The organism is Streptomyces sp. NPDC004838 (assembly GCF_053600955.1).
In genome coordinates this window covers 1-22144 of record NZ_JBSGAW010000020.1, presented here as the reverse complement: position 1 = coordinate 22144, position 22144 = coordinate 1, and the positions used below count along the sequence as shown (strand labels likewise).

Sequence of the window (22144 nt, the reverse complement as noted above, 5' to 3'; positions counted from 1 at the left end):
ATGGTGCTGAAAAGCAATGGCAACGAAGCCGCCCGCATGCGGCCGAGTTGAGGGGAAAGGGACGGGACCATGGCCGACGACTTCAGCCGTGCACGGGTCATACTCGAAGACGCCCTCGTGGAGGAACCGGACAGCGGTGTCCACCGGGTGCGACGGAGCGTCTTCACCGACGAAGAGCTCTTCGAACTGGAGATGAAGCACATCTTCGAGGGGAACTGGATCTATCTCGCCCACGAGAGCCAGGTCTCCGAGGTCGGTGACTACTTCACGACGTACATCGGCCGTCAGCCCGTCGTCATCTCCCGCGACAAGCAGGGGGAGCTGCACTGCCTGATCAACGCGTGCAGCCACCGCGGGGCGATGCTGTGCCGCCGCAAGACCGACAACCGCACCACGTTCACCTGCCCCTTCCACGGCTGGACGTTCAGCAACAGCGGCCGGCTGCTGAAGGTGAAGGACCCGCGTCAAGCGGGCTACCCGGAGCAGTTCGACACCGACGGATCGCACGACCTGAAGAAGGTCGCCCGCTTCGAGAGCTACCGCGGCTTCCTCTTCGGCAGCCTCAACCCGGACGTCAAACCGCTGCGGGAGCACCTGGGCGACGCGGCCGTCGTCATCGACATGATCGTCGACCAGTCCCCGGAGGGCTTGGAGGTGCTGCGGGGCTCCTCGACATACCACTACGACGGCAACTGGAAACTCCAGGCCGAGAACGGCGCCGACGGCTACCACGTCTCCGCCACCCATTGGAACTACGCCGCCACCCAGGCCCGGCGCACCTCCGGCGAGTCCCAGAACGACACCAAGACCATGGACGCGGGCGGCTGGTCCAAGCAGAAGGGCGGCTTCTACTCCTTCGACCACGGCCACCTCCTGCTGTGGACCAAATGGCTCGACCCCACGAACCGGCCCCTGTACGGGAAGCGCGACGAGCTCGCGGCCGAGTTCGGGGCGGAGAAGGCCGACTGGATGATCGGCGTCTCCCGCAACCTGTGCCTGTACCCGAACGTGTATCTGATGGACCAGTTCAGCTCGCAGATCCGGCACTTCCGGCCCATCTCCGTCGACAAGACCGAGGTCACCATCTACTGCGTCGCCCCCAAGGGCGAGCCCGCCGAGGCCCGCGCCCGGCGCATCCGGCAGTACGAGGACTTCTTCAACGCCACCGGCATGGCCACCCCGGACGATCTGGAGGAGTTCCGCTCCTGCCAGAAGACGTACCTGGCCGAGTCCATGCCCTGGAACGACCTGAGCCGCGGCGCCGTACACCAGCTCGACGGCCCGGACGAGGACGCCGAGAGGATCGGCATCAACCCGATCGCCAGCGGGGTGCGCACCGAGGACGAGGGGCTCTACTCCATCCAGCACGGCTACTGGCTCAAGACCCTGCGCGACGCCCTGGAGGTGGCCAAGTGACCACGGCAGTCGACGAGACCACGCTCGAAAGCGTCCGCCGGTTCCTCTACCGCGAGGCGCGCCATCTCGACGACCGTGAGTTCGAGAAGTGGCTGGAGTGCTATCACCCGGACGCCGAGTTCTGGATGCCGGCCTGGGCCGACGACGACGGGCTGACCCGCGACCCTCAGACCGAGATCTCCCTGGTCTACTACCCCAGTCGGGCCGGCCTGGAGGACCGCGTCTTCCGCATCCGCACCGACCGCTCCAGCGCCACGAGCCTGCCCGAGCCGCGCACCGGCCACAACATCACCAACGTGGAGATCACCGGCCGGGACGGTGACACGGTCCAAGTGCGCTTCAACTGGTTCACGCTCTACTACCGCTACCAGACCGTCGACACGTACTTCGGCACGTCGTACTACACGCTCGACGCCTCCGGCCCCGAACTCCTCATCAGGCGCAAGAAGGTCGTCCTCAAGAACGACTACGTGCACCACGTCGTCGACATCTACCACGTCTGAACCTCAGGAAATGAGCACCACCATGTCCTTCCAGGTCGCCCTGAACTTCGAGGACGGCATCACCCGCTTCATCGAGTGCCGCCCGGACGAGACGGTCGCCGAGGCGTCCTACAAGGCACGGATCAACATCCCCCTCGACTGCCGGGACGGCGCCTGCGGCACGTGCAAGTCGCTGTGCGAGTCGGGACGCTACGACGGTGGGGACTTCATCGACGAAGCGCTGTCCGCCGACGAGGCCGCGAGCGGATACTGCCTGCCCTGCCAGATGACCCCGCGGAGCGACCTCGTACTGCGCATCCCCTCGTCCTCCGCGGCGGCGAAGACCGGAGCGGCGACCCACTCGGCCACCGTCGCCGCCGTCAGGCGCCACTCCCCCACCACCGTCGAGTTCACCCTCGATGTCGACGACCGGGGCGCACTGGACTTCCTTCCGGGCCAGTACGTCAACATCGCCGTCCCCGGCACCGGACAGACCCGCTCGTACTCCTTCAGCTCGGGGCCCGCCCAGCGGCAGATCTCGTTCCTGGTACGGCTCGTCGGCCGCGGCGCGATGTCCGACTACCTGACCGAACGAGCCGGCGCCGGCGACCGGCTGGAGTTCACCGGCCCCATGGGCAGCTTCTACCTGCGCGCCGTCACCCGGCCCGCCCTGCTGCTGGCGGGCGGCACCGGCCTGGCACCCCTGCTGTCCATGCTGGAGGACATGGCCCAGAAGCCGCCCGCGCACCCGGTCCACCTGCTCTACGGCGTGACCACCGACCGGGACCTCGTCCATCTGGACACCCTGGAGGACTACGCCGAGGTCATCCCCGGCTTCACCTTCGACCACTGCGTGGCCGACGCCGACAGCTCCGCCGTCAACAAGGGCTTCGTCACCAGCCTGATCGACTCCTCGACGCTGCACGACGGCGACGTGGACGTCTATCTGTGCGGCCCGCCCGCCATGGTCGACGCGGTACGCGGCCACCTCGGCGCCCTCGGCACGACACCGGCGAGCTTCCACTACGAGAAGTTCACCCCGGCCACCGCCCGTCAGACGGCGGAGGCGGCATGAGCGCGCACCCCGACCGGTTCGCCGGAAGGACGGCGGTGGTCACCGGAGCGGCCCAGGGCATCGGGCTCGCGGTGGCCCGCCGCCTGGCCGCCGAGTCGGCCGAGCTGACCCTCGTCGACCGGTCCGAGCTGGTCCACGAGGTCGCCACCGAACTCGGCGCGCACTCCGTCACCACCGACCTGGAGTCCTACACCGGCGCGGAGGCGGCCATCGCCTCGGCCCTGGAGCAGCACGGCCGCATCGACATCCTGGTGAACAACGTGGGCGGCGCGATCAACTTCAAGCCTTTCACCGAGTTCACCGCCGAGGAGATCCAGGCCGAGATCACCCGCTCGCTGCTCACCACCCTGTGGTCCTGCCGCGCGGTGCTGCCGGCCATGACGGAGCGGGGACACGGCGTCATCGTCAACGTGTCCTCGGCGGCGACCCGCGGCATCCATCGCATCCCGTACTCCGCGGCCAAGGGCGGCATCAACGCGCTCACCGCCTCACTCGCCTTCGAGTGCGCCGACGCCGGGGTCCGTGTGGTGGCGACGGCACCGGGCGGCACCGAGGCGCCTGCGCGCACCATCCCCCGGGGCACCCCGACACCGCGGACGGCCCAGGAGAAGGACTGGTTCCAGGCCCACATCGATCAGACCCTCTCCTCCAGCCTGCTGAAGCGGTACGGCAGGCTCGACGAGCAGGCCGCCGCGATCTGCTTCCTCGCCTCCGACGAGGCGTCGTACATCACTGGCACGGTGCTCCCCGTGGCGGGCGGCGATCCCGGCTGACCGGCTCCCCTTCGCGGGTGGACGACGGGAGAGACAGTCCGCTCACAGGGGTGTGGAGATTCCCATGATGAAGACTCGACGGCACACCAGCGTGCCCTGTCCCCTCCCCTGCCGGGCCGCCGAACCGTCCTTCACTCCGACCGACTCCGGCCGGCTCCGACCAGCTCCGGCCACGGGTGTCCGGGCCTTGAGGGTGTTAGCGTACTGGCATATGAAGAGCCGCCCTGAGCTGCAGCGAAGCCTGATCGGGCGGGCCGTCGAAGTCGCCGCGCTGACCCGCTCGATCGATGCCGCCCACGCGGGCCGACCAGACCTGACGCTGGTCGCGGGGCCGGCCGGGATCGGGAAGACGGCTCTGGTCGAGCAGACCCTGCAAGCCCGTGGCGGCGGCGGAGGGCCCGCGCCCCGTGTGCTGCGCGTCACCGGGGTCGCGTGGGAGTCGGACCTGCCGCTGGGCGTAGCCGACCAGCTCGCCCGCGGCAACGGCGACGCGATCTCACCGCTTGATCCCAAGGCCCCGGACGCCGTACTCGAAGCCGCCCGGATCCTGCACCGCCAGTGGACGACCGCACAGGAGTCCGAGCCGCTGGTGGTGATCGTCGACGACGCCCACTGGGCCGACGTGGAGAGCCTGCGCGCCGTCCGGTCGGCGGTGCGCCGACTGGCGAACGCACGAGTGCTGGTTCTCGTTCTCGCGCGTGACGAACCGTACGAGCTGCACGACACGCGCGGAGCGGACGACGAACTGCCGCTGTCGGCTCTGCGGACCCTGGAATTCCTCGACGGCTGCCAGGACGTCGTCATACGGCCCGCACCGCTGACCGCCGAGGACATCAGAACGCTCGCCGGCGAGATCCACGGCCTCACCTTGGACCTGCCCGCGGCCCGCCACCTGTGCCGTCACACGCTGGGCAACCCCCGTCACGTTACTCAGCTGCTGCGCGAACTGCCCCGCGAGACCTGGCGCGACTGGCGGCCCGAGCTGCCCGCGCCCGCCCACTACGCCGCCGCCGTCCGCCAGCGGCTCGCCCGGTGCGGTGAGAGCGCCCGTCATCTGGTCCAGGCGTGTTCCGTACTCGGCGACGACGCCTCACTCGCCGAGGCCACCGAACTGGCGGGCGTGGCCGACCCGCTGCCCGCGGTCGACGAAGCACGGGCGGCGAGGCTGCTGACCACCACCATCGACCCCGGACGCGCCCAGCTGTCCTTCACCCACCCCTTGGTCCGGGCCGCCGTCCTCACCGGTATCCCGCTCACCCACCGTGCCGAGTTGCACCACCTCGCCGCCGAGATCACCGCGGATCGCGGCAGTCGGCTGGTACACCGGGTCGCCGCCACCAGCAGGGCGGACGACGCGCTCGCCGACGAACTCGACGCGTACGCCGCCGAGCGAGCCTCCGCCGGCGAGTGGTCCGCCGTGGCCGACACCCTGGTGCGGGCCAGCCGCCTGAGCACCTCCCGAGCCGTACGGGAGGAACGGCTGCTGCACGCCGTCGACGCGATGATCGGCGCCGGCGACGTGCCGCAGGCCACGGCATTCGCCCCGGAACTGGAGAGCTTCCCCGCGGACATCCTGCGGGACGCGGTCCTCGGCTACCTGGCCATCATGCGCGGCCGCCCCGCCGAGGCCGACACCTTCCTGGCCCGGGCGTGGGAGCGCTGCGATCCCGTGCGGCACGCCGACCTGATGGCCAGGATCTGCCAGCGGCGCGTCCTGCACGCGCTCGGCCACTTCGACGGCCGCGACCTCGTCGCCTGGGCCCGCCGGGCCATCGAACTGGCGGACCCGGACGACCCTTCCGCCGTCGAGTCGGAGGCCGTACTCGGGCTCGGCCTGGCCACCATGGGCCAGACGGACGAAGCACTGGCCGCCTACCAGACGGCCGCCGCCAAGCTCCCCGGGGGCGCCCAGCCCCAACGCTTCCAGCTCGGGCGCGGCTGGGTGGACCTCGCTCTGGACGCCCCGGAAGCGGCCCGCCGAAGACTCGAAGCGGCCGTGCCCACCGTCTACAGGATGGGCTCCACCCGCATCTCCCTGTGGGCGCAGGGCTGGCTGGCCCGCACTCAGTTCGCGCTCGGCGCCTGGCCGGAGGCCCTGGAGACCGTGCAGCGAGCCGCCGTCCGCCTCGCCGAGGTGCGTGTCGAGCTGTGCCGCCCGCTGGTGCACTGGACCGGCGCGCAGATTCACGCCCTGAGGGGCGACTGGGAGGCGGCCGAGCACCATGTGGGCGAGGCCGTCGCCGCACCACACCAGTACGAGGTCATGCTGATCCCGTCCTGCCTGGCCCGCGCCCAGGTCGCCGAAGCGCGCGGCGACTACGAACGCGTCGTGGAAGCCCTCTCACCGGTCGTCCATCTCCGCCGGCGGCCGTCGATCGACGAGCCCGGCTTCTGGCCCTGGCCCGACGTCTACGCCAACGCCCTGGTGATGACCGGCCGCCTCGACGAGGCCGAGGCGTTCATCGCTCCTCACGAGGACCTGGCCGCCCGGCGCGCCCACCGCTCCGCCCTGGCCCGCCTCTGCCTGGCCCGCGGCCGGCTCACCGCCGCGCGAGGCGACATCGACACGGCCCGCCAGGAGTTCGAGCGGGCCCTCGCCCACCTGGAACAGCTGCCCCTCTCGTACGACCGTGCACGAGTCAACTTCGCCTACGGCCAGACCCTCCGCCGCGCGGGCAAGCGCCGCGACGCCGACACCGTCCTGAAAAACGCCCGTGAGGCATACGCCACGCTCGGCGCCCTCACCTACGTCGAGCGCTGCGACCGCGAACTCAAGGCCGGCGGCCTGCACACCGCCCGCCTCACCCCCGGCCTGGCCCGCCTCACGCCGCAGGAACACGCCGTCGCCCGCCTGGTCGCCGCGGGCGCGACCAACCAGCAGACAGCCATAGAACTGTTCATTTCCGTCAAGACCGTCCAGTACCACCTGACGCACGTCTACTCCAAGCTCGGCATCCGCTCCCGCAGCGAACTCGCCGCCCGCTTCAGGGAAATACCGACACAGGATTGACCGCCGGGAGGGACGGGTTCTCCTGCCACAGCGCAGAAGGAGGCGGTGCGCCGCGAGTGGTCGCGGTACCCGCCCCGAAGGACCGTGGGTACGCCCACCGAACCGCTCGCCGTCCTCACCACGACGGGGTGGATCCGACGGCATTTCCTGTTCGGGGCGACTTTCGCGTCCGCGAGTGAAATCGCTTCCAGTCAGATTGCGCACCACGGGCGACGGGCGACCATTTCGATCGCCGTGTCGAACAAGGCGTCGACCGCCAAGCTCTCCCCCTGTGGTCTGGCGCAGAGAATGATGTCACACGGATCCGCGTCGACAATCGGCACGAAGGTGATCTCGGGTCGGCGATGGAAGCGCGCCGCGGATTCGGAGACGATGCTGATAGCGCGATTCATCACGGCCAGCTCCAGTTGTTCCGGGAAAGAGCCGACCGAGGGCCCGTAGGCCGGATGCGAGCCGTCCGGAGACGGGTCCAGCGACCACCAGTCATGCCAAGCCGACGGGAGGTCCTCGCGACGCACTCTGGGCTCGCACTGGAGCTGGGAGACCCTCACGGACCCTTGGGCGGCGAGCGGGTTCTTGGAGGAGACCATGGCCATCCTCCGCTCAGACCTGAGCTTGATGACCCTGAGGTCCGAAACGATCAGCGGGCTACACGCGATACATGCGTCGATATCACCGGACTGGACCATCGAGAACTGTTCCGGAAAATCCACCGAAGTGATCTCCAAGGTGTAATTCCTGAAGGCCCCTTCAAACGTCATTACCAGTTCGGATATCGAGGATCCGGCAGCCGCCGCGACAAAGCCCAGGCGTACTTTTCCGCCGACTTCACGCCGTATCGATTCGACAGCGGAATCGAAGTTCTCGGCCTCCGCGATGACCATTTCCGCGGCTCGGAGAAGCTGTTTGCCAGCGGCTGTCAGTTGGGCGCCTCGGGATGTTCGGTGGAAGAGGAGCAGCCTCGTCTCCTGCTCAAGTTTCCGGATCTGTTCACTGAGTGCCGTCACGGAGATGAACAGCTCCTGTGCCGCCCGGCCGAAATGCTGGTGCTTTGCGACGGTACGGAACATCCGGAGGCGGCGGAGGCTCAGGTCGAGCGGCCGCGAGGGCGATGAGTCCGGCATCGAGCTCCCTTGTTCGTGTTTTCCGTACGGGGCAGGAGATTTCCGGATGGATCCGGTTTCACCGTTCAGTCTAAGTTGCTCTATGCCACCAAGGACAAGGGAACCCCGAGGCAGGGGTTCTCAAAATCGCCTGCACTCAGGAGAGCCCATGCGCGCCTTCGACCCACGCGATGTCTGCATCGCTCCGAATGCCCTGCTGGAAAAGACCACGGACCCTCGGCATATCGCCATGATCAAGAACTACCGACTGCACGCCATGCTGGAGGTCTCAGGTCGGTGGGAGGAGATCATCCAGGACGACATGATGGTCCAGGAACCCCAGTACAGGATGTTCTGGATGGACCAGGCCGCTGTTCTGACGGGGCGCGAGGAGGTGTCCGCCTTCTACTCGACCGTCGACTCCACGGACACGACCGTCTTCGGTCCCCTTGAGGAGAGGATGGCGGTCGCGGACTGGGGACTCGCGATCGAATCGTACTTCGCGCACCACCTTCGGGGGCACCAGCTGGAGGCGATGGGCCTCAGCGTGCCCGACAGGGACGGCCACTACCAGCTCGAACACTGGCTGACCTCGTTCTGGCCGTACGACGACGACTGCCTCCTGATCGGCGAGAACATCTACGAGAACCCCGGCAGCCGGACGATCCACCCGATCGACCCGTCGGCGTTCGTCACTCCGGAAGCCGCGAGGGAGATGCTGTCCCCCCTCATCGACGAGTACCAGCTCTGATCCAGATGCCACGAGAGCCGGGCCGGCGCCCGGCTCTCCGCACGACGGCTCTCGGCGCACCGCGCCGGAGGGGCCGGTGGCCACGATCCGTCACCTCCGTCACCACCGCGAACATCACGTAAGGAAGCCACCATGCTCTACGCAGATCAGACCGTCCTCGTCACCGGAGGCGGCAGCGGAATCGGTCGCGAGGCCGCCCTCCAGTTCGCCCGTGACGGCGGCCGAGTCATCGTCGCCGACGCCAATGCCGAGGCCGCCCAGTCCGTGGCGGCCCTGATCGAAGAACGCGGCGGCACGGCCAGTCCCTTCACCGTGGACGTGTCTCGGGAGGAAGAGGTCGTCGCACTCGTCGAGCACGCCGTCGCCACCTTCGGCGGCCTTGACGTGGCGCTGAACAACGCGGGCATCTCGGGCAAGATCGGGATGCTGCACGACCTCGACGCCGAGGAATGGGAACGAATTCAGGCTGTCGACCTCCGTGGCGTCTTCCTGTGTATGAAGCACGAGATCGATCACATGCTGAGTCATGGCGGAGGAACCGTGGTGAACACGTCTTCCGTGGCCGGCGTCATCGGCAATCCGGGATCCGCCGGGTACGCCGCGGCCAAGCATGGTGTCGTCGGGCTCACTCGTACGGCCGCCGGTGAGTACGGCGCCAACGGCATCCGCGTCAACGCGATCAGCCCGGGCCTCACCCGGACCGCCATGGTCAAGGGGATCGAGCGTGAGGATCCCGCCCTGATCGAGAAGCTCGCCGGCTCCATCCCGTTGGGCCGGCTCGCCGAACCCACCGAGATCGCGGAGGCCGCGGTATGGCTCGCCTCGCCCAAGGCCAGCTTCGTCAACGGACATGTACTCGTCGTCGACGGCGGATACAGCGTCCTGTGAGGCCGGGCCATCGAAGTTGACGGGAAGATCAACCGAGGCCGGACTGACGGTGCATGTGGCGACCAGCGACGAGCCCGCCGACGTCCGGTCACGCTTCGGCCCACAGCGTGGCCCTGGTCGTGCCGAAGGCTCCACGGCCTTCTCGCGGATCTCTCAGAACGGCCTTACCGCACCCTCACAAACCGAGCCGCTCCGGGCGGTTGAGCGTGATCCGTACGACTCCGTCGTCCGGGCGTCGACGATGACGGTGTCGTTCAGGGACGCCGCCCTTCGGTGTCCCGGCCGTTGAGGAACCGGGGACGGAACTCGCGGTCACCGGTGAGGGCGACCGCTTCGGTGATCCGCTCGAAGTAGGCCCGGACGTCCTCCTGCGGCACCGCGGCGCGCAGACCGGCCAGGGTCCGCTCCAGTCCCCTCGACGGGATCCGGGAGAGTTCCGCGGCGAGTTCCCGGGCGGTGTCCAGGACCCGGTCGCCGGGAACCGATTCGGCCGCGATGCCCAGACGGCGCAGTTCCGGCCCGGAGACCTTGTCGGCTCGCAGGGTGATACGGCGGGCCAGCGCCGGGGAGTGGCGCATCGTCAGCCACGCGATGCAGAAGGGCGCCGCGAGCCCCTGGTGCGCCTCGCCGACCTGGAGGTAGCTCTCCTCCCCGGCGATCAGGAAGTCCGCGCTCAGAGCCAGGCCGGCGCCGGCGTTGACGGCCGGACCCTGCATCGCGCAGACGACCGGAATGGAGAGTTCCGCCAGGGTGGTGTGGAACCGGAGCCAGCGATCGTTGTAGGCCACGATCCACTCGGGGCTGCCGTCGGCGTGGACCGCCTTCAGGTCCAGCCCGGCGCAGAAGGCCGGTCCCTCTCCCCGGAGCAGGAGCACTCGGGCGTCGGTGGATTCGCGCAGCTTCGACAGACCGGCGTTGAGCTGTTCGATCGTCGGAATGTCGAGGGCGTTGCGTCGTTCCGGCCGGTTCAGGACGAGTTCCATCCAGCCGTCCCGCTCTTCGACGAGGACGTGGGGCGGTGCCTCAAGGGCCTCAAGGGCGTTTCCGGCGGGGTCCTGCCGTGCGTCAGCGGTCATGGGTGCTCCTGGGTCGACTGTGGTGGGCGGTTCGGTGTGCCGGGGGCGGATCATCCGCGGATCGCCGCCGTGATCCCGCGGGTGATCTCGTCCTGACGCCTCTTGTTCTGGATGCCGAGGGTGACGCGGGTGTACAGGTGGCCGTACCGCTCGCGGATGGTGCGGCCGACCTGCGCGGGGTCGCCCGTCACGGCGAAGGCGTCGAGGACGTCGTCGTCGATCAGCCGGCGCTGAGCCATGGTGGTGCTCTCTCACTCGCGTTGCCAGGGGATCGGCGTCACCGCGGGCCGTGCTGCCGGGCCTTGCGCGGCGAGTGCCGGAGCACCGCCGGGCCGTCCCGCGGACGACCCGGCGGTGCGGGGCGGTCAGATGAGCGCGGGGTCGCCGCCGGGGACGCCGGCGAGGGCCGCCAGACGCGCGGTGTGTCCGTCCACGGGGCCGAGGAGGGACTGCGCGTTGCGGGCTCGCCGGTAGGACAGGTGGGCGGGGTGTTCCCAGGTGAAGCTGATGCCGCCGTGCACCCGCATGGTGCCCTCGGCGCAGACGTCCAGCGCCCGCAGGCAGGCGATGAGGGCGTGCTCGGTGTCCCTGGCGTCCGGGGTGCCGGTGGCGGACAGGCCGTCGTCCGCCTCCGCGAGTACGACGCCGGCGGACTCGACGGCGACCCACATGTCGGCGCAGCGGTGCTTGACCGCCTGGAAGGAGCCGATCGGTCGGCTGAACTGGTAGCGGGTCCGGGCGTAGGCGACGGCGTCGGCCAGGCACCTGCGTGCGGTCCCCAGGGACTCGGCGGCCACGAGGAGAGCCGCCAGGCCCGCGCCGGCGGCGAGGGCCCCGGCCGTGTCGGCGGTGCCGCCGAGGGGGGTGGCGGGGGTGCTGTCGAAGCCGAGGTCCGCCTGCTTGCGGGTCTGGTCCAGCGTCGTGAGCGGAGTGCGGGTGAGACCGGGCGCGTCTTCGGCGGAGACGGTGAGCAGCATCGGGCCGTCGTCGGTCGCCGCCGCGACGACGACGAGATCGGCGGTCGCGCCGTCGAGGACGCCCGGCGCGACCCCGGTGAGCCGCCAGCCGTCGGACGTGCGGACGGCGCGGACGGGGAGAGCCGCCGTGGCCGCCGGAGCGGGTCCGTGCGGGGTGACGGTCGCGGTGGTGGCGCCGGCGGCGATCCCGGGGAGCAGTCGTCGGCGGGCCCGGTCGTCCCCCGCCGCCTGGATGACGGCGACGGCGATCGCGGTGGACAGCAGCGGCCCGCCGTACAGGGCGCGCCCGGACTCCTCGAAGACGGGCAGGAGTTCGGCCCAGCCGTATCCGGCGCCTCCGTCCTCCTCGCTGACGGGAAGGGCGATGACCCCGATCCCTCCGGCCAGCTCGCGCCACAGGCCGCGGTCGAAGGCGTCGGGAACCTCCATCCAGCGGCGGACCTCGCTTTCGTCGTGACGGCGTTCGAACAGCTTGCGGACGGTGGCGGCGAGTTCGGCTCGCTCGCCCTCGTAGGAGAGGAACTGCGGGATGGTCACGGCTTCTCCTGGCGGTTGGGGGAGGGCAGTTCGTTGAAGGGGACACCGCGTTCGACCGAGGGCTCGCGGGGCAGGCCGAGCACCTGCTCGCCGATCGTGTTCCGCTGGATCTCGTCCGTTCCCCCGCCGAAGCCCAGGCTCGGCGCGCCGAGGATCTCCTTCGCCAGGGCCGCGGTCCGCGTGTCTCCCGCCGCCCAGGCAGCGCCGCGGGAGAAGGCCAGGTCGGAGGCGATACGGGCGTTGCGCCAGGCGTTTTCGGTGCGGTAGAGCTTCCCGAGCGACGTCTCGGGCCCGGGCGCGTGTCCGGCCAGGGCGCGCTCGCCACTGCGGCGCGAGATCATGTCCGCGATCCGCTCGCCCATCCACGCCTCCGTCAGGTCCCGGCGCGTCTGCGGATCACCGGCACGCCCGGCGGACTCCGCCAGCTCGAGCAGCCGTTCCACCAGGATCGGCCGGCGGGACGTCGCCTTGGCCATCCGGGAGATCGTCTTCCGCTCATGGCCGAGGATGATCCTCCCGACCTTCCAGCCCTCTCCCTCCGCTCCGATCATCCGGTCGCCCGGCACCCTGACCTCGTCGAGGAAGACCTCGTTGAACTCGCTGTCCCCGTTGCTCTGCTTCAGCGGCCGGACCTCGACGCCCTCGGCCGCCATGTCGATCAGGAACATCGACAGACCCGCCTGTTTGGGGACCGAGGGGTCGGTCCTCGCCAGCAGCACCCCGATGTCCGACATATGGGCCAGTGAGGTCCACACCTTCTGACCCGTGACGATCCAGCCGCCCTCGCCGTCGCGGACGGCACGCGTCCGCACACCCCACAGATCCGATCCCGCCTCGGGTTCCGAGAACATCTGGCACGTCACCAGTTCACCGGAGAGCACGCGGGATCCGAATTCGGCGGCCAGATGAACCGCTCCGGCCTCGATCAGGGCAGGCAGGATGTAGAGGCCGATGAGGTGGACGCCGTCCTCGACCGGAGCCCGCCCCTCGGTCTCCGCAGCGAACAGCAGCTCGTGCTCCTCGTCGAGTCCCTGCCCGCCGTACTCCCGAGGGACGCTCAGCCCGGACAGGCCGGCTTCATGCAGTGCGCGGCGGTACGTCCGGGCGCGGGCGCTCTCCTCGACTCCGTCGAGCAGTCGGGGCACCGTGCCGAGGAAATCCCGTACCCTCCCCCGGAATGCTTCGGTGTCGGTCACGATCGCGGTTCCTTTCCCGGGCGGCCGCCACGACCGTGGATACGGCCGCCCTCGATGTGGTGGAAACAGACAGTTACAGGGGTCCGGGAAGCGGCGGCCGCCGAACGCCGGGAGGCGTACGCGCGATCCCGTGATCGGCCACCGGCCCGCAGCGGGGAGAGCCATCGCCCGGGGCCGGGCCCTCGACCACGAAGGCCGGATCCGCAGGCCGCCGCGGTTCCCGGAGCAGCGGCCGGCGCGGGAACCACCGACGGGCCGGAAGGGTCGCCCGGAAGGATCTCCGCCCGGAAGGATGTCCGCCCGGAACGGGCGTCTGCCGCCCGCGCCTCGGCACACGGCGGCTCGCGTCAGGGAGAGCGGTGCGTCCGGAGCCGGGAAATCCCAGGGATGCAGAGGTCCGGCCGGTTTCACGGCCTCCGGGGACGGAACAGCGGAGCAATGCCCTGCCCGGCTGCCGCCCGGTCCGCGGCGCCGGTGCGTTTACGCGCCTCCCGAGCAAGCGAGTTATCCGATCTCCCGCTCATCAGCACATCCTTCTCGAAGGCACTCCATGACCGGGCAGTCCGCCGGGAACGCGCCCATGACAGTCGCGAGCCGCCGGGATGGGCCCCGGCGGCTGTCCGCCCCTGCACTCAAACACCGCCGACAGGTAAACGCAAGACCCATGTAAATGATTGTTAGCTCGAAACGGGGCGGGCTGCGGATTCCCCGATGGTCCACCCGAACGCGAGCCAGTGCCCCAAGATGTGGCCTGACCAGGTATTTTCCCTGACCTGGCCCGTGTTTGGCACGCCCGGCCGCTCCTTGCCGCAGGGTCGCCGACACGCTTAGGCGGACGAGAGGTTCGCCGTACGCCGTGGGGCGACGACGGCCGACCGGCACCGGTTCACCACTCGCCGCCCCGCCGAAACCGCTGCTCATTCACCTCCGCGGCGCTCTCCGCGGGCACTCCGACCGCCACGACACGCGGGGCCGGGGGCGCGGACGCGGCACTTCGAGGGGGCCGGCACGATCGAGAAAAGGAAAATTCACTTCACCCCGACCCATCGACCGATTGCCTCGCGAGCTTGAGCCCGCGCACGGGTGGGACGGCGGCGTCCGGCGGCGGACGCGCCCCCGGAGCCGACCAGGCCCCATGTCGATGCGAGCGTCCCGGCCGGCCCGACACCTCCTCGCGAGAGGCCGCCTGCCGCCACAGGTAAATGTTCAATACCCACAAACGCCAGGCGATCCCTTGACACACAGGATCTACGTAGACGAATGTAAATATTCAATAGCTCAGATGATGGTTCGTTCGGTGATGCCAGGTGATGCGGTCCGGTGCCGTCGCCGCCGGTGTCCCACCCGGTGCCCTCCCGGACACGCGGGGAGCCCGGTGGCTCCGGGGGACGAACCCTTGAGGACCAAGGAGGTTCCGGTGGGCACGAATGTGCACGTGGTCGGGGTCGGCATGATCCCGTTCGCCAAGCCGGGCAAGAGCGAGTCATACGACGTCATGGGCGAGAAGGCGGCGCGCGCCGCGCTCGCCGACGCGGGGATCGCCTACGGGCTGGTGGAGCAGGCGTACGCCGGCTACGTCTACGGGGACTCGACCAGTGGTCAGTCCGCCGTCTACGGGCTGGGCCTGACGGGTATCCCGGTCGTCAACGTGAACAACAACTGTTCGACGGGGTCGACGGCACTGTGGCTGGCGCGCCAGGCGGTCGAGTCGGGGGCCGCGGAGTGCGTACTGGCGGTCGGTTTCGAGCAGATGCGGCCCGGCGCGCTGAAGAACGTGTGGGACGACCGGCCGCCCGCGATGGGCCGCACGCTCAGCACCATGAACGATCTGCAGGGCTACTCGCAGACCGCGCCCATGGCGGCGCAGATGTTCGGCGGCGCCGGGCAGGCGTACATGGACACGTACGGCATCACCAACGAGGCGTTCGCCAAGATCGCGGTGAAGTCGCGCAGGCACGCCGCGAACAACCCCAACGCGGTGTTCCGCGACCCGATCACCGAGGAGCAGGTGCTCGCGTCGCCGCACCAGTTCGGGCCGCTGACCCGGCTGATGTGCTGCCCGCCGACCTGCGGCGCGGCGGCCGCGGTGATCGCCGGCGAGGACTTCGTACGCCGCCACGGGCTGCGCGGTGACGTGCGGATCGCCGCACAGGCGATGACCACCGACTTCGGCGGAAGCTTCGACGACCGGGCCGACATGATGAAGGTCGTGGGCTCGGAGCTGGCCGTCGAGGCGTCGCGCCGGGTGTACGAGAGCGCCGGTGTGGGGCCCGAGGACATCAAGGTGGTCGAGCTGCACGACTGCTTCACCAGCAACGAGTTCATCATGTACGAGGCGCTGGGGCTGACGCCCGAGGGCACGGCGGAGAAGTTCGTGCTCGACGGAGACAACACCTACGGCGGACGTGTGGTGGTCAACCCGTCGGGCGGACTGATGTCCAAGGGGCATCCGCTCGGCGCCACCGGACTCGCGCAGTGCGCCGAGCTGGTGTGGCAGCTGAGGGGCGAGGCCGAGGCACGGCAGGTTCAGGATGTGCGGCACGCGCTGCAGCACAATGTGGGCCTCGGCGGCGCGTGCGTGGTCACCCTGTACGAGAGGGCGGCGTGACGATGCCCATCGATCCCTCCGTCGTCGGCAGGATCCTGCCGTCCCACACCGCCGATGCCGAGCCGGGCAGGCTCAGGTTCTTCGCCAAGGCGATCGGCGAGACCGACCCGGTCTACAGCGACCCGGCCGCCGCCCGGAAGGCGGGGCACCGCGACCTGCCGGTGCCGCCCACCTTCCTGTTCTGCCTCAACATGGAGCAGCCGGACCCCTTCGCTCTCCTGAACGAGCTGGGAGTCGACCTGCGCCGCATCCTCCATGGCGAGCAGGGCTTCACCTACCGGGCGATGGCGTACGCCGGCGACCGCCTCACCTTCACCACCACGGTCAAGGACGTGTACGCCAAACGCGGCGGGGCGCTGGAGTTCATCGTCCAGCGGACCGAGGTCACCCGGGGCGGAGAACTCGTGGCCGAACTGGACAACAGCATCGTGGTGCGGAACCCGGAGGCAGCCCGGTGAAGCTCGAATTCCCGAAGATCACCCGTACCACGCTCGCCCTCTACGCGGGCGCCTCGGGCGACCACAACCCGATGCACATCGACCTCGACGTGGCCAGGTCCGCGGGCATGGACGACGTCTTCGCCCACGGGATGCTGGGAATGGCGCAGCTGGGACGGCTGCTGACCGCGAACTTCCCCCAGGAGCGGATCCGCTCCTACGGCGTCCGGTTCACCGCCATCACCCCGGTGCACGGCAGCCCCACGGCCACCGCCACCGTCAACCGGGTCGAGGACGGCCTGACCCACCTCGACCTCACCATGGCCCTGGAGGACGGCACCGTCACTCTCACGGGCACCGCCGTCATCGAAGGAGACATCACAGCATGACCAGCACCAAGCTCGCCGGGAAGACCGCGCTCGTCTCGGGCTCCGGCCGCGGGATCGGCCGGGAGATCGCCCTGAAGCTCGCTTCCGAAGGCGCCGCCGTCGTGGTCAACGACCTCGACCGCGAGCCCGCCGAGGAGACGGTGGGACTCATCGAGAAGGCGGGCGGCAAGGCCGTCGCCGTCGTCGGCAGCGTCACCGCCGAGGGTTTCGCCGACCGCTTCGTCAGCGCCGCGATCGACAACTTCGGCGGGCTCGACATCATCGTCAACAACGCCGGCTACACCTGGGACTCGGTGGTCCAGAAGCACACCGACGAGCAGTGGGACGCCATGCTCGACGTCCACCTCAAGGCGCCCTTCCGGATCCTGCGGGCCGCCCAGCCGCACCTGTCCCGCTTCGCCAAGGAGGAGGCCGCGCGCGGCGAGCGCGTCCACCGCAAGGTCGTCAACATCTCCTCGATCGCCGGTCTGACCGGCAACGTCGGCCAGGCCAGCTACTCCTCGGCCAAGGCCGGTGTCGTCGGCCTGACCAAGACCATGGCCAAGGAGTGGGGACGGTACGCCGTCAACGTCAACGCGGTCGCCTTCGGACTGGTGCGCACCCGCCTGACCGACGCTCCCGCCGGCGAGGGCAGCACCATCGACATCGAGGGCCGCGAACTGCCCGTCGGCGTCAACCCCGACCTGCTCAAGGCCATGGAGAGGACCATCCCCCTCGGCCGCGCGGGGACCCCCGAGGAGGCCGCGGGCTCCGTCTTCCTGCTGTGCACTCCCGAGTCCGACTACATCAGCGGGCAGGTCATCACCTGCTCCGGCGGCTTCTGACCGAACCGCACCACGGCGGGTGCGGGACCCGAAGGTCCCGCACCCGCCGTCCGGCATGCCCGCACGCGGCGGGCGCGAAGACCCGGACCCGCTCGGGCCGGGATCCGTCCCCGCTCGTGCGGGACCCGGGCGCCGTGGGTCCGGCTACGGGTGCGCACGCCCGCGTTCCGCATCGGCGGGAGTACGGGGACGAGGCGGATCCCGGCCCGGCACGCGCCGGCCCGTCCGTGTTCCCGCGCGGATCCGGGCAGGCCGGTCGCGTCGCCCCGGGCATCACGCGACCGCGGGCCCCGGAGCCACGACAGCACGGCAGCACGGCTGTGCCGGTTGTCCCCGACGGTCGGGGACAACCGGCACAACTGTGCTGCCGTGGCTGCGGGGCGGCGCTCCCGGAGCCGCGGCCCCTACATTCCGAGGTCCTTGGCGATGATCGTCCTCATGACCTCACTGGTGCCGCCGTAGATCCGGTTGATCCTGGCATCGACGTACAGGCGTGCGACGGGGTACTCCCGGATGTAGCCGTACCCGCCGTGGAGCTGGAGGCACTTGTCCATGACGCGCCCGGCGGACTCGGTGGCGAAGAGCTTGATCCGGGCGGCGTCGGCGGGGGTCAGCTCCCCGGCGTCCTCCAGTTCGACGCCGTGGTCCACCATGGCCTGGGCGGCGCTGGTCTCGGTGTCGCACTCCGCGAGCACGAACTTGCTGTTCTGGAACGACGCCACGCTCCGGCCGAAGATCGTGCGCTCGGCGGTGTAGGCGCGGGTGAACTCGATCGCCGCCCGCGCCTGCGCGGTGGCTTCGACGGAGATGGCCAGCCGCTCCCTGGGGAGGTTCCGGCCCAGGTGGGCGAATCCCCGTCCCTCGACGCCCAGCAGGTTCTCGGCCGGTACCCGCACGTCGCTGAAGGACAGCTCACTGGTGTCGCTGGAGCGCAGGCCGATCTTGTCGAGCTTGCGGCCGAAGGCGAAGCCCTCGCTGTCCGTGGGCACGACGAACAGGCTCAGCCCGGTACGGCGGTCCTGCGGATCGGGCGCGGCGGTACGCGCGACCACGACGGCCAGCTCGGAGTTGAGGGCGCCGGTGATGAAGGTCTTCGCGCCGTTGAGGAGGTAGTGGGTACCGTCCTCGGAGAGTTTCGCGGTGGTACGGACGCCGGCGAGGTCGGACCCGGTGCCCGGTTCGGTCATGGCGATGCACAGCATGATGTCGCCGGACGCGATGCCCGGCAGCCAGCGCGCCTTCTGATCCTCGGTCGCGAGGTTCAGGAGGTAGGGCAGGACCACCCCCGTGCTCACCAGGTAGTGGGCCAGGCTCGCGCCCGCCAGCGCGATCTCCTCGACCACCACCGCCTGGTACTTGTAGCCGGTGTCACCGGGGCCGCCGTACTTCTGCGGGATGTCGAATCCCGTCACCCCCAGCGCTCCGAGCTTGCGGAACAGTTCCCTCGGGGGTTTGCCGGCCTCCTCCCAGTCCGGGAAGAAGGGGGTGATCTCCTTGGCGACGAAGTTCCTGACCGTGCTCCGGAAGGCTTCGTGGTCTTCGTTGTAGAGAGTGCGCTTCATGGTGTCTTCCAATTGTCCGCGGTACGGGTTCCGTCGGGCGAGGCTCAGGCCACGGTGCCCCGTGCCAGCAGGGGTCCGCTGTCGATGCCGGCCTCACTGAGGATGCTGCGGGTGTCGGCGCCGATCACCGGAGCGGGTGTCGGGGCCGCGGTGGGTGTGAGGCTGAACCGGGGAGCGGGGGCCGGATGGACGCCGACGCCCTCCGCCGGCAGAAACGTGCCGCGTGCCCGGTTGTGGGGATGCTCCGGGGCCTCGGTGAGCGACAGCACGGGAGTGACGCAGGCGCCCGTGCCGTCGAAGGCCGCCGTCCACTCGTCCCGGGTCCGGGTGCCGAAGACGGCTTCGAGCTTCTTCGTCATCTCCGGCCAGGACCCGCGGTCGTTCTGGGCGGCGAACAGCGGATCGTCCTCAAGGCCGAGAACGCCGAGCATCGCCGCGAAGAACTGCGGTTCGATGCAGCCGACCGCCATGTGCCGGCCGTCGGCGCAGCGGTAGGCGCGGTAGAACGGGGCGTGGCCGTCGAGGAGGTTGGAGCCGCGGCGGTCGGTCCACTCGCCCTTGCTCATGACGTCGAAGACGGTCGCGAGAAGGAGGGCGCTGCCGTCGGTCATGGCGGCGTCGACGACCTGGCCCCGGCCGGTGGCGCGGGCGTGGAGCAGCGCGCTGGTGATGCCGAGCGCGAGAAGCATGCCGCCGCCGCCGAAGTCGCCGATGGCGTTGAGGGGGACGACGGGGTCGCCGTCGGCGGGACCGATGGCGCCCAGGACTCCGCTGAGGCCGATGTAGTTGATGTCGTGCCCGGGTTCGGGCGCGTACGGCCCGTCCTGGCCCCACCCGGTCATCCGGCCGTACACCACGCGCGGGTTGCGGGCGAGGCAGGTCTCCGGGCCGAGGCCGAGGCGTTCGGCCACCCCGGGCCGGAAGCCCTCGAACACGGCGTCCGCTCCCTCGACGAGCCGCAGCACGGTCTCGATGCCCTCGGGGTCCTTGAGGTCCACCGCGATCGACCTCCGGCCGCGCAGTGTCATCCGGTTGCCCATCCGTCCGCCGGCCTCGGCCACGCGATGGACCCGGATCACCTCCGCTCCCATGCCGGCGAGCATCATGCCGCAGAACGGGCCGGGACCGATGCCTCCCAGCTCGATGATCTTCACATCCGACAAAGGACCTGTCACTGTCTCGACTCCTCGGGGGATCGCGGGCGCGAGGACTGCGCGCCCGTGTCCCCGCGCCGGGACTTCGGCCCAGCACGGGCGTCTTCGGGCGGGGCGGTGGCGCGCCGGCGGCGGGAAGTCCTGCGAAGAGGAAGGCAGAACTCGCGCTCGTGGCTAATGTTTTTTTACTTAAACGTTTTCCGGGCCGAGCGTCAAGGGGGCGGCGACTCCCGTGTCGCCGACTGCCGTCGAAGAGGCACCGCTTCGAGGTCGAGGAGTTCAGGCGCTCTCCATCGCACCTGGAACCCCATGCCTGGGCCCGGCCCGGAAAGTCATTTCCCGCTTTCCGTGACTATGGACATCGGAGCTAGTGTTTATTAACTTGACTGGAACCGCGACGAGTAGCGGAACGCGAAGCCGCGGACAGCGGCAGGTCCGCCGCCCATGACGCCCTCGTCGGATCCCCCTGTGCGGAGCTGAGACGTGAACCAACCAGACCTTGCGGAATTCCGGGCCCGGGTCAGGGCCTTTCCCCACGACGGCATGCCGGCCCCGCTCGACGGGGTCACCGGCTTCGTGCCGCGCGCGACGGCGTACCGCCGGGCCCCCTTCCACGCCGTGCACGGCGGTATCGGCTTCACTCGGGAGCACTCGGCCCGCCTCGTCCACCGCCGCACCCGGGACGCCCGGACACTCCCGGAACCGGTCAGCCGCCACCGTGAACGCCTCGCCGAGCCGACCGGCCTGGCCACCGGAGTGGCCTCGTGACCGGAACCGGCGCTCCCGGCCCCACCGTGCTCTACCGGGCCGCCCACGGCGTCGCGACCATCACGCTCAACCGGCCCGAACGCCGCAACACCTTCACCCGCGAGCTGTTCACCAGCCTGACCGCGCACCTGGAGCATGCCGCGGCCGACCCCGGGGTCAGGGTCGTGGCCATCACCGGCGCGGGCCGCGACTTCTGCGCCGGCGTCGACCTCGCCACCCCGCCCGCCGAGCGCTTCATGCAGCGTGAGGACCCCGAGGCGGACTACGCCCGTGTGCTGGCGGGCAGCAGGGTCTTCACCCTGCTCAGGTCGATGCCCAAGCCCAGCGTGGCCGTCATCCGCGGGGCGTGCGCGGGCGGCGGACTGGCCCTGGCCCTCGCCTGCGACCTGCGCTACGCGGCCGACACGGCGGTCTTCAACAGCGCCTTCCTCGACGTCGGCCTCTCCGGCGACTGCGGCATGGCCTGGCTGCTCAACCACGTCACGGGCCCGGCCCGCGCGGCGGAGCTGATGCTCCTGCCCGGCCGGCTCACCGCCGAACAGGCCCACGGCAAGGGCCTGCTCACCGGCCTGTGCCCGGAGGGCGAACTGGAGGCGACCGCGACCGCCGTCACCACCCGGATGGCCCGTACCGCACCGCTCGCCCTGTCGGGCGCGGTCCTCAATCTCCGGGACGCCCCCGGCCGCACCCTGGAGGAGTACCTGCCCGGCGAGACCCGGCGGGTGGTACGAAGCGCCCACTCCCCCGACGCCGCCGAGGCACGGCAGGCTTTCCTGGAGAAGCGGGAACCCCGCTTCACCGGGGCCTGACACCCAGGGCGTGTTTCGAAAGCAGCGTCGTCCGCCCGCAGGCCAGGCGGGACTTTCGCAACACGCCCCAGGACTTCCGGTCCGGCCGGCGCCCGTCACAGCGGCCCCGGAGCGGGAGTCCACCGCGGCCGGCGCTGCCGCCGGGGCCGACTGCGAATCCCCGCCTCATCGTTCTCCCGGCCCTTCTCTCCCGCCCACGGGTGGGGAAGAGCGCCGCCGTCGACGGCGGCCGGCGGGAGCCCCCCCCCCCCCCGCCCCGCGCCCAAATATATTATAAATCAAAAAAAAAAACCCCACCACGCCCGAGCG

At 70.1% G+C, this 22144-nt stretch carries 20 protein-coding genes; 13 read left to right on the top strand and 7 right to left on the bottom strand.

Going from position 1 to position 22144, the window contains the following annotated elements; translation table 11 throughout:
• Positions 1-69: 69 nt before the first annotated feature.
• The 5 genes from benA to ACWEFL_RS22260 all read left to right on the top strand — a co-directional run bounded on the left by benA (position 70) and on the right by ACWEFL_RS22260 (position 6756).
• Positions 70-1416, top strand: a complete 1347-nt coding sequence (gene benA / locus ACWEFL_RS22280; protein ID WP_451715317.1) for a benzoate 1,2-dioxygenase large subunit — start codon at positions 70-72, stop codon at positions 1414-1416.
• Positions 1413-1919, top strand: coding sequence for a benzoate 1,2-dioxygenase small subunit (gene benB / locus ACWEFL_RS22275; RefSeq protein ID WP_451715315.1), 507 nt, complete (start codon positions 1413-1415; stop codon positions 1917-1919). The genes benA and benB overlap by 4 nt, the downstream gene beginning before the upstream one ends.
• Before the next feature lie 10 nt (positions 1920-1929).
• Entirely contained in the window at positions 1930-2973 is a 1044-nt protein-coding gene (gene benC / locus ACWEFL_RS22270; RefSeq protein ID WP_451715312.1) for a benzoate 1,2-dioxygenase electron transfer component BenC, read from the top strand.
• Positions 2970-3746: a benzoate diol dehydrogenase BenD gene (benD, locus tag ACWEFL_RS22265; RefSeq protein ID WP_451715309.1), complete on the top strand. Its 777-nt coding sequence runs from the start codon at positions 2970-2972 to the stop codon at positions 3744-3746. Before benC ends, benD begins: the two co-directional genes overlap by 4 nt.
• 211 nt (positions 3747-3957) lie before the next feature.
• On the top strand, positions 3958-6756 hold the full coding sequence (locus tag ACWEFL_RS22260; RefSeq protein ID WP_451715307.1) for a helix-turn-helix transcriptional regulator: 2799 nt from the start codon (positions 3958-3960) through the stop codon (positions 6754-6756).
• A 191-nt stretch (positions 6757-6947) separates the two neighbouring features.
• Here the strand turns inward: ACWEFL_RS22260 and ACWEFL_RS22255 are convergent, their stop codons facing one another.
• Complete coding sequence (locus tag ACWEFL_RS22255; protein ID WP_451715304.1) at positions 6948-7880, bottom strand: LysR family transcriptional regulator; 933 nt, start codon at positions 7878-7880, stop codon at positions 6948-6950.
• Between the two features lie 148 nt (positions 7881-8028).
• On the opposite strand from ACWEFL_RS22255, the gene ACWEFL_RS22250 reads away from it, so the two are divergent.
• Both ACWEFL_RS22250 and ACWEFL_RS22245 read left to right on the top strand, forming a co-directional pair.
• On the top strand, positions 8029-8610 hold the full coding sequence (locus tag ACWEFL_RS22250; RefSeq protein ID WP_451715302.1) for a hypothetical protein: 582 nt from the start codon (positions 8029-8031) through the stop codon (positions 8608-8610).
• A gap of 132 nt (positions 8611-8742) precedes the next feature.
• Positions 8743-9498 (top strand): SDR family NAD(P)-dependent oxidoreductase, encoded by a 756-nt coding sequence (locus ACWEFL_RS22245; RefSeq protein WP_451715299.1) that lies wholly within the window; start codon positions 8743-8745, stop codon positions 9496-9498.
• A 254-nt stretch (positions 9499-9752) separates the two neighbouring features.
• Here ACWEFL_RS22245 and ACWEFL_RS22240 read toward each other — a convergent pair whose 3' ends face one another.
• From ACWEFL_RS22240 to ACWEFL_RS22225, 4 genes are all read right to left on the bottom strand, one after another.
• A complete protein-coding gene (locus tag ACWEFL_RS22240) occupies positions 9753-10574 on the bottom strand; it encodes an enoyl-CoA hydratase/isomerase family protein (RefSeq protein ID WP_451715296.1) in 822 nt (273 codons plus the stop codon).
• Between the two features lie 50 nt (positions 10575-10624).
• The gene (locus ACWEFL_RS22235; RefSeq protein WP_451715293.1) at positions 10625-10813 is read right to left on the bottom strand and encodes a hypothetical protein; all 189 of its coding nucleotides are present in this window, start codon (positions 10811-10813) and stop codon (positions 10625-10627) included.
• A gap of 126 nt (positions 10814-10939) precedes the next feature.
• Complete coding sequence (locus tag ACWEFL_RS22230) at positions 10940-12088, bottom strand: acyl-CoA dehydrogenase family protein (RefSeq protein ID WP_451715291.1); 1149 nt, start codon at positions 12086-12088, stop codon at positions 10940-10942.
• Positions 12085-13284, bottom strand: coding sequence for an acyl-CoA dehydrogenase family protein (locus tag ACWEFL_RS22225; RefSeq protein WP_451715288.1), 1200 nt, complete (start codon positions 13282-13284; stop codon positions 12085-12087). Before ACWEFL_RS22225 ends, ACWEFL_RS22230 begins: the two co-directional genes overlap by 4 nt.
• A gap of 1417 nt (positions 13285-14701) precedes the next feature.
• Between ACWEFL_RS22225 and ACWEFL_RS22220 the strand changes: the two genes are divergently transcribed.
• Genes ACWEFL_RS22220 through ACWEFL_RS22205 form a run of 4 tightly spaced genes read left to right on the top strand, consistent with a single transcriptional unit; the run spans position 14702 to position 17542 of the window.
• Positions 14702-15892: a lipid-transfer protein gene (locus ACWEFL_RS22220; protein WP_451715285.1), complete on the top strand. Its 1191-nt coding sequence runs from the start codon at positions 14702-14704 to the stop codon at positions 15890-15892.
• 2 nt (positions 15893-15894) lie between these two features.
• Entirely contained in the window at positions 15895-16350 is a 456-nt protein-coding gene (locus ACWEFL_RS22215) for a MaoC family dehydratase N-terminal domain-containing protein (RefSeq protein WP_451715639.1), read from the top strand.
• A complete protein-coding gene (locus ACWEFL_RS22210) occupies positions 16347-16718 on the top strand; it encodes a MaoC/PaaZ C-terminal domain-containing protein (RefSeq protein WP_451715284.1) in 372 nt (123 codons plus the stop codon). Before ACWEFL_RS22215 ends, ACWEFL_RS22210 begins: the two co-directional genes overlap by 4 nt.
• Complete coding sequence (locus ACWEFL_RS22205; RefSeq protein WP_451715282.1) at positions 16715-17542, top strand: SDR family NAD(P)-dependent oxidoreductase; 828 nt, start codon at positions 16715-16717, stop codon at positions 17540-17542. Before ACWEFL_RS22210 ends, ACWEFL_RS22205 begins: the two co-directional genes overlap by 4 nt.
• A 404-nt stretch (positions 17543-17946) precedes the next feature.
• Here ACWEFL_RS22205 and ACWEFL_RS22200 read toward each other — a convergent pair whose 3' ends face one another.
• Both ACWEFL_RS22200 and ACWEFL_RS22195 read right to left on the bottom strand, forming a co-directional pair.
• Positions 17947-19104 carry an acyl-CoA dehydrogenase family protein gene (locus ACWEFL_RS22200; protein ID WP_451715279.1) on the bottom strand — a complete coding sequence of 386 codons (1158 nt, stop codon included), beginning with the start codon at positions 19102-19104 and terminating at the stop codon, positions 17947-17949.
• A 44-nt stretch (positions 19105-19148) separates the two neighbouring features.
• Complete coding sequence (locus tag ACWEFL_RS22195; RefSeq protein WP_451715277.1) at positions 19149-20279, bottom strand: CaiB/BaiF CoA transferase family protein; 1131 nt, start codon at positions 20277-20279, stop codon at positions 19149-19151.
• A gap of 462 nt (positions 20280-20741) precedes the next feature.
• Here ACWEFL_RS22195 and ACWEFL_RS22190 point away from each other — a divergent pair, with 462 nt between their 5' ends.
• Both ACWEFL_RS22190 and ACWEFL_RS22185 read left to right on the top strand, forming a co-directional pair.
• Complete coding sequence (locus ACWEFL_RS22190; protein ID WP_451715274.1) at positions 20742-21026, top strand: hypothetical protein; 285 nt, start codon at positions 20742-20744, stop codon at positions 21024-21026.
• The gene (locus ACWEFL_RS22185) at positions 21023-21835 is read left to right on the top strand and encodes an enoyl-CoA hydratase-related protein (RefSeq protein WP_451715272.1); all 813 of its coding nucleotides are present in this window, start codon (positions 21023-21025) and stop codon (positions 21833-21835) included. The genes ACWEFL_RS22190 and ACWEFL_RS22185 overlap by 4 nt, the downstream gene beginning before the upstream one ends.
• Positions 21836-22144 lie beyond the last annotated feature (309 nt).